We start from the raw sequence: 12,788 nt of genomic DNA, 5'->3' as shown, positions 1-12,788 counted from the left end.
ATTAATGTCTGACTTAGACCTAATACTCAAATCAGGAACAGTATTTTTAAGAAACGAAAGAATTGAAACTGATGTAGGTGTAAAAAATGGAAAAATTGTTTCATTTGGCAGTTTAGATAATGCTGAAGAAGTTATTGACTGTAAAAATCTTTTTGTCTTTCCCGGTCTTATTGATACTCAGTGTCATTTTAGAGAGCCTGGTGGTGAGCATAAAGAAACACTTGAAACAGGGACTAAATCCGCAGCACTAGGTGGAATAGTAGGTATTTTTGAAATGCCAAATACTAATCCTCTCACTGTTACACCTGAGGCAATGGACTTTAAACTCAAAAGAGCTTCTGAGACAGCGTATGTTGATTATGCCTTTTATTTTGGAGGTACTGCTGAGAACTCATCGAATTTATCTGATTGGGAAAATTTAAAAGGAGTTTGCGGTATAAAAATCTTCATGGGATCAAGTACAGGAAGTTTGCTATCAGCCACCGATGAAGAAATTGACAAAATTTTTGCTAACGGAAAAAGGGTTATTGCTGTTCATGCAGAAGATGAAGCTATGATGAATGAAAATAAAATGACTATTTTAAAAGATAGCAATGATGTAAAAATGCATAACATCTGGCGTAGCGAAGAAAGCTGCTTTAATGCCACAAAAAGAGTTGTATCAATAGCAAAAAAATATAATAGACCTGTCCATGTTCTTCATATTACAACCGCTCAAGAAATGGATTATCTCAAACAGAATAAAGATGTTGCTAGTGTTGAAGTATTACCAAATCACTTATCCATGCATGCCCCTGATTGTTATGAAGAAAAAGGAACATTAGCTCAACAAAATCCACCAATTAGAGAAAAACATCATCAAGAAGCTCTGTGGAAAGCTGTAAATGATGGAACTGTTGATATATTGGGATCAGATCATGCACCACATACACTTGATGAAAAAAGTGGTACTTACCCAGATACGCCAAGTGGTACACCAGGTGTTCAGACTATGTTGCCCGTTATGCTCAATCATGTCTCTGAAGGCAAATTATCATATGAAAAACTTATCGATTTGTTGGCTTATGGACCAATTAGAGTGCATAAAATTAAAAATAAATGTGAGATAAAAGAAGGTAACGATGCCGATTTTACTATCGTTGATCCAAATATGACTCATATCATTAAAAACGAGGAACAAGCTTCAAAATCAGGTTGGACTCCATACGATAACAAAAAGGTTAAGGGCTTCCCAATGATGACTATTATTAGAGGAAATAAGGTAATGCAGGATGGTGAACTTCTATTGCATCATCTTGGTAAGGAAATTGAATTCGATTTAAATTAAGAAATCAATTTAGTGCTTTGCTTATCTTTTATAAATGACAGTAAAGAAGCACGAAAAAAAGGATTAGAACTTACGGCTGCTATATAACTTAATGTATTGATACTGAGTTTATTACAAATAGCTAAATCCTTTATTTCAGCCAATCTTTGTTTACCCGTACCAAAAGCTTCATTTTGGTGATTAGGATATTTAAAAAATATCGCATTGGGAATCTCATTAATTAAAATTCCTTGATCATAATAACTACAAAATAGATCGGTTATAATTCCTTCCAAGTCATCGGGAAATTTTTTATACCAATCTGGTGGGTCATAACCAAGCACTTTGTCATTTAGATAGATGCATTGATACGTTATCAAATTTTGTAAAACAGGCATGGATTTTTCAATTTTTTCTATTATTTTTTGTTTAGTCATAAATTGTTTAAAAAAACTATTACATTTAAAAATTAATTCGTAGTTATTGAAGTCTAATCTTCCTGAGCAATCACCAAAATCATGTAGAATTTTTAATAACCAATATGCATGATATGCCTTTAGATATTCTTGAAACTCCATAGTGTCTGTTGCAAGTGGATAATCCAATGTTGAAGACGATTCATTTACAGCTTTTTTAACATTCTTAAAAAAAACTTCTAGTACTTCATCATCTTTTTTAAACATAGTTGGTGCAAAATAATACTCTCTATAATTTTTAATTTTTAAATATTTATTTTTAAAATAATTAAAATGTTTTTTTAAAAAACTAGTTGGTATCCGATCATAATTTGTTGAGTCATACATACAACAATATTTACCGTAAAATGCCATATTCTTCTCATGTGGATATCTAGATAATTTCAGACAAATGTGTTCTGGTTTAAGCATATAGTGATCAATTATTTTTTCTCTAACTCTCATTGATGCTGTTTCCCAAATTAATGAAAGCATTAAATTTAATATTCGAGGAAATTTCATATTTTTTATAAGAAATTTTTGTTTGTGTGTCATATATTTAATTTTTGCCAACGTACGTTCTAACAATTCAAAATCTAAAGCTAATGAGGGATTTATATTTTGGTAAATTGATGAACGTCCATATTTTAAGCATAAAATTATCCTTAATTCATATAGATCTTTATCTAGTGCGTATTTTTCTAATCGAGATTTTTTATCCCATTTACAACTAGTGGGTGCTCTAAGCACATCTAAAAGAATCTTTTTTTTAACTTTATTGAATTTAGTGTTTTCAATTATTTCTTTTAAATTTTTTTTAAATGCTCTTATCCCTGGTTTACTAAAATTTCTATCTCTATAGAATGCATCTAATTTTTTAATAATACTCATAAAATTTCTCTATTAAGTAATATTAATAGTTCATAGGGACACTTTAGGTCATCTTTATTTAGGTAGTGGATGGCTTTATAAATCACTTCAAGGATGCCATTGAAGTTGCTATTGAAGTATTTTTTTTAATTATAAAATCTAAATTTTTATCTTCAGAAACATATTTTTTGTTAAATTTCATATGATTATTTTTCGCAAATAAAATATTCGAAGCTGATATGTTGTATTTATTCATTTCTATACTTTTCCTCTTTTCTTTATCATCTATTAGTTTTTGTATATGAACTGCCACAAAAGGATTGCTACTTTCATAACCAGACGCATGGAATAGGGAGAGATATTTCAAAGCATTTATATTCAAAGCATCAAATTCTTTTAATCCCAATATTATGTCTTCAATTTGAAAAAAAGATTTTAAAGATTGTGCGGTTAATAAGTTTAGTTCGGGATTTTGAATTTTATGTATAAATATACAATTTATAATTTCATAAAAAATAATGTCTTGATTGAAATACTCTGCAAGTATCTCCTTTAAATATTTTTCAAAATTATGGTAAACACCAGATATACTTTTAGCACTGCCTCTAGTAGCCCTCATTTTTTTAAAAAATGTTCCCAACCATCTTTTATTGGATTGCAAAGATATTAATTCCAGAACTTTTTCTATTACTTTTTTATGAGTCAAGAATTGTTTCTTAAAGGAGTTTCTTTGTCTTTTATTGCCATTATGCATACCCCAATATAATTCACCTATCAATACATATGAAAGAAATATATTTTTTGGTAAAAATTCCCGACAGGAGCGGTATTCTTCCAACTCTTGGATCCTTGATAGCCAAGCATCTATCACAAGTTCGTCATATTTTATAAAATCCGGCGCTCTATAAAATTGATGAAGAGTAAATTTTTTCATATGTTCAATCAATGCTCTTTTATAGTAGTTTTGATTTTCTTTAATGAATCTTATAGGTAATTCTTCAAAGTAAGTCATATGAATGCTTGTTGGTTTTAAATTAAAGTATTTAATTAATTGTTGTCTTACTTTTTTTGAACCTAAATCCCAAAGCAATGTAAGCATTTTGTTTAATGTTGGAGAGAAATTAGGTTCTGAATTAAACATTTCTCCACATGCATTAAACTTGTTGGGATTGTTAACTTTAAGCTCTATTTTTTTTATGGTCCTACATAGTAATGATAAATTTTTTGCTAACGAAGGATGAATGTTGTTGTAGATTTTAGGCCAACCAAGAAATAGACATAAAACTATTTGAAGTTCATATAAATCCTTATCAATATAATTTTCATATTTATATCTTTGACCATATTGCCAGTTGACTGGTTTATATATGACATTGGTGAGTAATGTCCTTTTTTCCTTTTTAAATTTACTTTTATAAACTATTTCTCTTAAGTGCGTTGCACTTAAATTTTTGAAATCAATTTTATTTAAAATGCTCATTTAATGAGTCATATTAAATCTCTTAAGGGACACTTTAGGTCATCTTTATTAAGGTACGGGATCGTGCCCTGAATCCCCCCATGGATGGCACTTTGTAATTCTCTTTATTGCAAGCCAAAGACCTTTGAATGGGCCATGCTTATTAATTGCTTCAATTGCGTAGTTAGAGCATGTTGGAGTAAATCTACAACTTGGTCCAATTAATGGTGATAAAAGTATTTGATAAAGCTTAATAGGAACAATCAACAAATAATTAAAAATTTTTAGCATTCCAACTATGGTATTTGAATTTCTTCTACTAGAGACTTAACAAAAGCATCTAAATTTTTAACTTCTGTTTTTTCACTACCTAATCTACGTACAGAAACTGTTTTTTCATCTACCTCTTTTTTGCCAAGAGCAAGAATTATTGAAGATTTAGATTTGCTATGCTCACGTACTTTGTAACTTATTTGTTCGTTTCTCTTATCAGATATTACTCTGACACCAAGATCTAATAATTTTTTTTCTATATCATCTGCATAGGTGTTAGCTTCATCAGTTATTGTTGCTAGAACAACTTGAGTAGGTGATAGCCATAAAGGAAGATTACCACCATAGTTTTCAAGCAATATGCCAATAAAACGTTCAAAAGACCCTAGAGCAGCTCTATGTAATAAGACAGGTGTATGTTTTGCACCATCTTCACCAACATAAGTTGAGTCAAATCTACCTGGAAGATTAAAATCAGCTTGCCAAGTTCCACATTGCCATTTTCTGCCAATTGCATCTGTTAAGACAAAATCAAGTTTTGGCCCATAGAAAGCTCCATCACCTTCATCAATTTCATACTCGATATTAAGTTTTTCTATTGCATCTTGAAGGGCTTTTTCTGCTTTATCCCAACTAGCATCACTGCCAACTCTTTTCTCAGGTCTAGTAGATAACTTTATTTTGAATTCATTAAAACCTAAGTCACTGTACATTTTTGATAGTAAAGCAATGAAGTTTGCTGTTTCACTTTCAATTTGATCTTCTGTACAGAATATATGTGCATCATCTTGAGCAAAACCTCTCACACGCATCAAACCATGCATAGTACCTGATGGCTCATATCTATGACATTTACCGAATTCACAAAGTCTAAAAGGAAGATCACGATAAGAGCGAATATCTTGATTATATATCTGAACATGATTAGGGCAGTTCATAGGTTTTAACGCATTAGTGCGTTTCTCATTAGCATGCTCTTCATCAATTTCAGTTATGAACATATTTTCCCTATATTGATCCCAATGACCAGATTTCTCCCATAATTTTCTGTCAACTACCTCAGGAGTATTCACTTCACTATATCCAGCGTTTTTTTGCATTTTTCTAACGTAATATTGCAATTGTGTATAGATACTCCATCCTTTGGGATGCCAAAAAACCATTCCAGGAGCTTCTTCTTGAAAGTGAAATAAATCCATTTCTTTGCCAAGCTTTCTATGGTCAACCTCTTCAGCTTTTTGCATTTTTTCAATGTAGGAATCAAGTTCCTTTTTTGTTCTCCAGGCAGTTCCATATATTCGTGTGAGCATCTCATTTTCAGAATTACCTTTCCAATAAGCTCCCGAAATTTTGGTAAGCTTGAATTCTCCAATATATTCCAATGATGGAAGGTGCGGGCCACGACATAAATCAATAAAACCAGTCTCTTTCTGTTCGTAAATTTGAAAGTCTTTCTTCTGTTCAGCTTCCTCAATAATTGATGCTTTAAAACCCTCGTCTAAATCCTTGAATTTAGTTATAGCATCTTTTTTATCATGTAAAGTTTTATTAATTTCGCTCTTTTTTGAGATAATTTTTCTCATTTCCTCTTCTATTTTTGGTAGTTCTTCAGATGATATTGGTTTTTCAAAAAGAAAATCATAATAAAAACCATCTTCAATAGTTGGTCCAATTGCCAATTTTGATGTTGGATAAATATTTTTTACAGCTTGTGCTAGAACCTGTGCAGTAAGTGTGTGCCTCATGATCTCTAGGCCTTCATCACTTTTTATAGTAATAATTGATACATTATCGCCATCAGCTAAAGTATCAGATAAATCTCTTTGTTCACCATTAACTGACATTGCTACAGCATCTTTGGCTAATCCTGGGCCAATTAAAGCAGCTAAATCATTTCCATTACTATCCATTGGAAGATCTTTTCCACTTCCATCTGGTAAATTAACTACAATATTTCCCATTCTGTCTTTCCATTAACATCGTTTATTTTTACATTCATTTCGCTAAGTTTATCTCTTATTTTGTCTGCTTTTTCATAATCGTTGTTATTCCTTGCATTATTTCTCTCCTCAATCAATTTTTCAATTTCATTAGATATTTTTTTATCGATAGATAAATCTTGATCAGAACCTTCAAATATATATTTAAAGGTAGAAATATTTTCTTCTAAATCATTATCATTAGAACTAACTAATCTTTGCATTTCTCTTATAGCTAAAGGGGTATTTAAATCATCAAGCAAAGCTTTGCCGACTTTTGAATCCTTATAAAACTTTAATTCTTTTAAATTATATTTTTTAAATTCACGATTGAGTTTTTGATAAATATTTTTTGATTGCTCCAATAACTCCAGGCTCCATGGAATGGGCTGCCTATAGTGTGTAGATAATAATGCTAATCTTATCTCATTCCCTTTAAAATTCTTTTTTAAATCATCTATATAAACAACATTGCCTAGTGATTTTGACATTTTTTCATTATCTAAATTTAAAAAACCGTTATGAAACCAATATTTTGCAAATGATTCTGCTGATTCGTTACTGTGATATGCACATGTTTGAGCTATTTCATTATCATGATGAGGGAATTTCAAATCGTTGCCTCCACCGTGTATATCAAATGGTACGCCTAATACTATTTCTGACATAACCGAACACTCAAGATGCCATCCAGGCCGTCCTAAACCCCAAGGGGAATCCCATCCTGGCTCATCATCAGTTGAAGGCTTCCAAAGTGTAAAGTCATTCGGATCTTCTTTATAAGTTTCTACATCGACTCGAGAACCTGAATCTTGTTCTTGAATGATTCTTTCCGACAAAATTCCATAATTTTTGAAGCTCTTTACTCGAAATAATACATTTCCATTTGCAACATATGCGGCATCTTTGTCTATTAAGACATTTATAAAATCGATCATTTCTTTTATGAAGTCAGTAGCAAAGGGTTGATTATCGGGATCATCTATCCCTAAAAATTTTGTGTCTTTTTTATACTGTTCAAAATATCTTTTAGATAATTCTTTAATAGAAATTTTTTCTTTTACCGAGGCTTCAATAATCTTGTCATCTATATCAGTAATATTAGATACAAATGTCACTTTTTTATATATTCCTTTTAAAACCTTAGCTAGCAAATCAGCACAGACAAAAGCACGAGCATTTCCAATGTGAATATTGTTATAGACCGTTGGCCCACATGAATAATACCTAATGTTGTTTTCATCAATTGGTATAAATGATTCTTTCTTTTTGGTTAGAGTGTTGTAAATTTTTAACATTTAATCCCCAAAAAAACCTGCTTTATTTCCAGAGTGCTCTGATACATAAACAGATTCTATAACAACATCTATTTTATGTTCTTGAAAATGTTTAAAAATGAATTTAAAAGTCATTTCAGCGAATTTTTCACAGCTTATTTCATCCAGTTCTACAACATTCGCAATTTTTAAATTATCTAATTCTAAAAACTTTTCTTTAAATGGATCGTCTTTTGCAATTAATAGTGTGTGATCAAAATTATCTCTAAGCCATTTTTTTAGAAAATTAAAATCACCAAAATTAAAAACCCAGTTATTTTCGTCTAATTGGTGTGAAATTAAATTGATTTCAAAGCCTAAACTGTACCCATGAATCTTTGAGCAATTTGATTTCGCATTCCATTGTCTAAAAGCACATGAATACCCACTATCATGTCCAAATGTCTTTGTAATTTTATATTTTGGCATCAATTAATTCTTTTAAATCAGCAAAGGGTAGGCCATTTATTGCTTCTAAACTCCCTATGACACTTTTAAATAGTTTAAATCCGTTTGCTTCAAATTTATATGCACCGCATGATTCAAGAGGCTTATCTAATGCAACATATTCCTCAATTTCACTGTCAGTTAAATTTCTCATTTCCATTTCACATTCAATTTGATGCTCAATTATTATTTTATTTCCTTTAGTAACACAATATGCACCAAAAAGATTATGAGTATTGCCTGAAAGTTCTTTTAAATTAGAAATAGCTTTATCCTCATTTAGGGGTTTGCTCATTATCTTGTCATTAAATATACATATCTGATCGCATCCTAAAATAAATTTTTCAGAGAATTTATCTGCAAGACTTAGTGCTTTTGATTTAGCTAATAATGCTGCTAATGACCTTGGGTTTAAATTTAGATTATCTTGTTTAAGTTGCTCTTCATTAATTTTGGGATTATAAAAAATTACATCTACATCATAATTTGAAATTATGTCTCTTCTAATTTTAGATGATGAGGCTAATACAATTTCTAATTTGGACAACTTTACTTTGGAAGTCTTATAAAGTTTAGAAATTCATTTCTAGTAGTTGGATTTTCTTTAAAAATCCCTCTCATAGAGCTTGTTACAGTTGATGATTCAGTTTTGTGTATTCCCCTTGTACTCATACATTGATGAGATGCATCTATAACAACTGCAACACCTTTTGGTTTCAGAACGTTTTCTATTGTATTTGCAATTTGTTGAGTCATTGTTTCTTGTGTTTGAAGTCTTTTACCAAAAACATCAACTATTCTTGCAAGTTTGCTTATTCCTACAACTCTATTATTAGGAATATAAGCTACGTGTGCTTTTCCTAATATGGGTACAATATGATGCTCACAATGAGATTCAACTGCTATATCTTTAACAAGAACCATTTCGTCATATCCTTCAACTTCTTTAAAAGTTTTTTGGAGGATTTCTTCTGGATCTTGCTCATAACCAGCAAAAAACTCCTCATAAGCTTTAACAACTCTTTTTGGAGTTTCAACCAATCCTTCTCTTTTTGGATCGTCACCAGCCCACTCTATAAGAGTAGTCACTGCTTTCATTGCTTCTTCACGTGATGGTTTTTTCATAAGTTGCTTATTATAACTATACAAATAGCCGAATCGCTAATTATTTAATAGGTATTATGTAATTTTCAAGTACTGACATGTTCTCATTTTTTATACTAATTTCTAGCTTTGTTGGATAAATATCAATAATTCCATAATTATTTTCAGGATATGTTTTACCTTTGAGCAATGTATCAGTTTCACTTTGAGGGAAAATGCCAACATTTAAGGAAGATGATGTAAATTCATATATTTCATCCTTTTGATAAACTCCACTTCTATGTCTATCGCCACTAATAATCAATACATTCGAAACTAACCCATTCAATAAATTTAGTAATTTCTCTCTTTCATTTGGAAAATTCGACCATTTTTCAAAACGATGCTCTGTAGCAAGAACTTGTATTGATGTAGCTATAATTAGAAGATCATGTTCAACTTCTACTTGTTTCTGAAGCCAACTCCATTGTTGTTCACCTAGAATAGTTGCTTCCTCTGACTTGTTTTGTAGGTATGCTCCATTTTTTTTATCTAAATTACTTCTAAAATAACGCGTATCAAGACCAATGATGAGGACCTTTAAATTATTTATATCTCGTAATTCACTAAAATATATGCCTTCTCTATATCTTCTCGGATCATTTTGTGGAATATTCCAAAAATCATTAAATAATTTTTGTGATTCAACTTTATATTTGTAATCACCACCACCATCGTTCATACCATAATCGTGATCATCCCAAATAGTGAAAATCTCAACTTCATTGAACCATTGAGGTTTATTTTGTTTAAATGTCTCATACGCATTAATTAATCTTCTTAGTTCTCCACTAGGAATGTCGCCATAAACATTATCTCCAAGGAAAAAAAAGCTGTCTAAATTTTCTTTTTTTAATGATTCCCAAGCTGATATTTCCATATCTTGATCATGGCAAGATCCTAGACCTAATCTGTAGAAATCCTCAGAAGATAGTGAGAAACTCACTATTAATAAAAATGAATATATAAATTTAGAAAAATTTCCTCTTGAATGCATAAGTCTTCAGAGTTAACATTTTACTTCAAATAAGCGAGTGTAGCACAGTTGGTAGTGCGCAACCTTGCCAAGGTTGAGGTCACGGGTTCGAACCCCGTCACTCGCTCCATTTTTTTCTGATTTTTAATCTCTTTTAAGTTAAATTATTTAAAGAGGTACATATATGAAAAAAATTATTTATTTATTTTTCACTATTTCAATTTTTGTGTTTTCCCACGGAGCAGAGAAAAAAGATCTTCCTGGTGCTTGGAAGTTAGTTGAATCTTCTTGGAATGGCCAATTTTTTGATATCAGAAATCCTTCGCCTATCAAGGTCTATACAGAAGGGTATGTAGATGGAAATTATCATGGCACATATTTTGTAAGCTTTTACAATCAAAAAGGTGAGGCAGGTTTTAATCAAGGCTTTTATAAACTTGATAACGGCACATTGGTTGAATATATAAATAATTCTACCGATTCAAATTCGTTAAATAACAAAGTTAGCTTTATGCCAAATTTCATGGGAGATAAGATGTCTTTTATCCAGACTATTGAATATCCTAATGGGGATGTTTTATTTGAAAGATGGGAAAGATTGTCTTGCGAAGTAGAAAAGTGCTACAAACTCAGAAGCAGAAAAGATTAGTGCCGCCACTTAATTCTATCATCTCTATTCGTTTGTTTTTTCCCTGCTCTAACATTAAAGAGCAGGTAAGAGGCTATTATTATTATTACTAAAAGTATTAAAAGAAATATTTCCATTATCTGCTTCTTAGTTTTGCAAGCAATCTAAGTATCTCTAAATATAGCCAGATAAGTGTAACCATTAATGAAAATGCTCCATACCATTCAAGATATTTTGGAGCACCATTTTCTGCTCCTTGTTCTATGTAATCAAAATCAAGAACTAAGTTCAAAGCAGCTATACACACCACTAATAATGAAAAACCAATTCCGAATAATCCATTTGAGTGAATAAAGCCTATAGAAGTACCAAAAAACATCATTATGAAATTAACTAGGTACAAGGCAAAAATAGCGAATGTACCTGCAAAAACCATTAATAAAAAATTTCTATCCGGCTTAATAATTCCTGTTTTATAAGCGAATAAAAGACCAAACATTGTTGCAAAAGTTAGAGTAACAGCTTGTATTGTGATGCCACCAAATTGAGATTCATACATAGCTGATATACCACCAAGGGCAAAACCTTTTGCTAGAGCATATAAGGGGGCAGTTATCGGCGCCCAGGTTCGTTTAAAGATAGTAATTATTGCAAATATAAGACCTACTATACTTCCACCGATCATCAAACCAGTTATTGATTGCGGTCCATATGAGAAATATTGTGACCATGTATATGATGCAGTTAGAAGAACTAGCAGTAAACTTATTCCAACTTTATTTACAGTTCCCTGTAATGTCATTTTAGGAATAGATACATCTATTACTTTTTCGTTAAAGGTTTTATCTGAAAACATAGGATTTCCAGATCGACCAAATGTAGATAACGCTTGTTTTGAATTCATAATTTAATTATAAGAATTAATTAAATATATTAAACTGTTTATATGGTATCGATTGATGATTTGAATGATGCTTACAAAAGAATTAATCCTTATATTGTAAAGACACCGATACATACATCTGAAGCTCTAAACAAAAAATTTGATTCAAATATTTTTCTTAAAGATGAAACTAAACAACTTACAGGATCATTTAAAATTAGAGGAGCTTTATCTGCTTTAAGCAAACTAAAACAAAATAATATTAATGGTGTAGTTGCTTTTTCTTCAGGCAATCATGCACAGGGTGTTTCTAAAGCTGCTCAAATATTTGATATGGAAGCTACCATAGTAATGCCTGAAGATGCGCCAAAGAATAAAATCGAAAAAACCAAAAAAAATGGTGCAACAATTGTTCTTTACAAAAGACATATAGAGAGCAGAGAAGAGATAGCAATAAAATTAGCAAAGGAACTGAATTTCCCTTTAGTCAAACCCTTCGATAATGAGGATATTATTGCTGGTCAGGGAAGTTTTGGCTTAGAGGTAGCAGAATTTTTTTTATCCTCAGATATAAAATTAGATATCTTATTATCTTGTACATCTGGAGGAGGGTTAGTAGCTGGAACTGGTATAGCTATCAAACATTTTTTTCCTGATGCATTAATTTATCCTGTTGAGCCGTTTAATTGTAATGATACTGAAATTTCTCTTAAAAATAAGACAAGAACAAGACTAAAAAAAAGAGATAATACAATATGCGATGCCCTAGAAGTTGAAATACCCGGGGAAATTACATTTCCTATTAATAAAAAGAATTGTAAAAAAGGATTATCTGTTACAGATACTGAAGTTATAGAAGCAATGAAATTTCTTCATCAAGATCTTGGCATAATAGCAGAACCCAGTGGATGCGTTAGTCTAGCCGCTGTATTATCAAAAAAAATTGATGTATCTAGAAAAAATACGCTAATAACAATTTCTGGAGGCAATGTGGATCAGAATTATTTTAATAAGTTAATATCAGCTTAAAAATAAATATAAAAGTCTAAAAAA

At 30.9% G+C, this 12,788-nt stretch carries 12 protein-coding genes, 1 tRNA gene and 1 pseudogene; 4 read left to right on the top strand and 10 right to left on the bottom strand.

All coding sequences use genetic code 11. The features are described from left to right. Window positions 1–4: 4 nt before the first annotated feature. The gene (locus M9B42_02870) at window positions 5–1,327 is read left to right on the top strand and encodes a dihydroorotase (protein ID URQ63734.1); all 1,323 of its coding nucleotides are present in this window, start codon (window positions 5–7) and stop codon (window positions 1,325–1,327) included. On the opposite strand, the gene M9B42_02865 is transcribed toward M9B42_02870, so the two are convergent. The 9 genes from M9B42_02865 to M9B42_02825 form a co-directional block, all read right to left on the bottom strand. Next, entirely contained in the window at window positions 1,324–2,652 is a 1,329-nt protein-coding gene (locus M9B42_02865) for a hypothetical protein (protein ID URQ63733.1), read from the bottom strand. The two genes, M9B42_02870 and M9B42_02865, sit on opposite strands and share 4 nt — an antisense overlap. An 82-nt stretch (window positions 2,653–2,734) precedes the next feature. Then, on the bottom strand, window positions 2,735–4,111 hold the full coding sequence (locus M9B42_02860; protein ID URQ63732.1) for a hypothetical protein: 1,377 nt from the start codon (window positions 4,109–4,111) through the stop codon (window positions 2,735–2,737). Window positions 4,112–4,159: 48 nt separating this feature from the next. Continuing rightward, window positions 4,160–4,381, bottom strand: a complete 222-nt coding sequence (gene yidD / locus M9B42_02855; GenBank protein URQ63731.1) for a membrane protein insertion efficiency factor YidD — start codon at window positions 4,379–4,381, stop codon at window positions 4,160–4,162. A gap of 5 nt (window positions 4,382–4,386) precedes the next feature. Then, complete coding sequence (thrS, locus tag M9B42_02850) at window positions 4,387–6,324, bottom strand: threonine--tRNA ligase (protein URQ64780.1); 1,938 nt, start codon at window positions 6,322–6,324, stop codon at window positions 4,387–4,389. Further along, entirely contained in the window at window positions 6,309–7,640 is a 1,332-nt protein-coding gene (cysS, locus tag M9B42_02845; GenBank protein ID URQ64779.1) for a cysteine--tRNA ligase, read from the bottom strand. The genes thrS and cysS overlap by 16 nt, the downstream gene beginning before the upstream one ends. Continuing rightward, a complete protein-coding gene (locus M9B42_02840) occupies window positions 7,641–8,087 on the bottom strand; it encodes a 6-carboxytetrahydropterin synthase (GenBank protein URQ64778.1) in 447 nt (148 codons plus the stop codon). Further along, on the bottom strand, window positions 8,074–8,652 hold the full coding sequence (locus M9B42_02835; protein ID URQ64777.1) for a Maf family nucleotide pyrophosphatase: 579 nt from the start codon (window positions 8,650–8,652) through the stop codon (window positions 8,074–8,076). Before M9B42_02835 ends, M9B42_02840 begins: the two co-directional genes overlap by 14 nt. Before the next feature lie 2 nt (window positions 8,653–8,654). Next, window positions 8,655–9,230 carry a GTP cyclohydrolase I FolE gene (gene folE / locus M9B42_02830; GenBank protein URQ64776.1) on the bottom strand — a complete coding sequence of 192 codons (576 nt, stop codon included), beginning with the start codon at window positions 9,228–9,230 and terminating at the stop codon, window positions 8,655–8,657. A gap of 40 nt (window positions 9,231–9,270) precedes the next feature. After that, window positions 9,271–10,245: an alkaline phosphatase family protein gene (locus M9B42_02825; protein ID URQ64775.1), complete on the bottom strand. Its 975-nt coding sequence runs from the start codon at window positions 10,243–10,245 to the stop codon at window positions 9,271–9,273. Between the two features lie 33 nt (window positions 10,246–10,278). Between M9B42_02825 and M9B42_02820 the strand changes: the two genes are divergently transcribed. Continuing rightward, window positions 10,279–10,354, top strand: a tRNA-Gly gene (locus M9B42_02820). A 54-nt stretch (window positions 10,355–10,408) separates the two neighbouring features. Next, entirely contained in the window at window positions 10,409–10,873 is a 465-nt protein-coding gene (locus M9B42_02815) for a hypothetical protein (GenBank protein ID URQ64774.1), read from the top strand. A 115-nt stretch (window positions 10,874–10,988) separates the two neighbouring features. On the opposite strand, the pseudogene M9B42_02810 reads toward M9B42_02815, so the two are convergent. Further along, window positions 10,989–11,654, bottom strand: a pseudogene (locus tag M9B42_02810) (Bax inhibitor-1/YccA family protein). Between the two features lie 144 nt (window positions 11,655–11,798). On the opposite strand from M9B42_02810, the gene M9B42_02805 reads away from it, so the two are divergent. Next, window positions 11,799–12,764: a threonine/serine dehydratase gene (locus M9B42_02805; GenBank protein ID URQ64773.1), complete on the top strand. Its 966-nt coding sequence runs from the start codon at window positions 11,799–11,801 to the stop codon at window positions 12,762–12,764. Window positions 12,765–12,788: the final 24 nt, after the last annotated feature.

This window comes from SAR86 cluster bacterium, from assembly GCA_023703535.1.
Classification (GTDB): Bacteria; Pseudomonadota; Gammaproteobacteria; order Magnimaribacterales; family TMED112; genus TMED112.
This window is presented reverse-complemented; position numbering and strand designations above follow the sequence as displayed.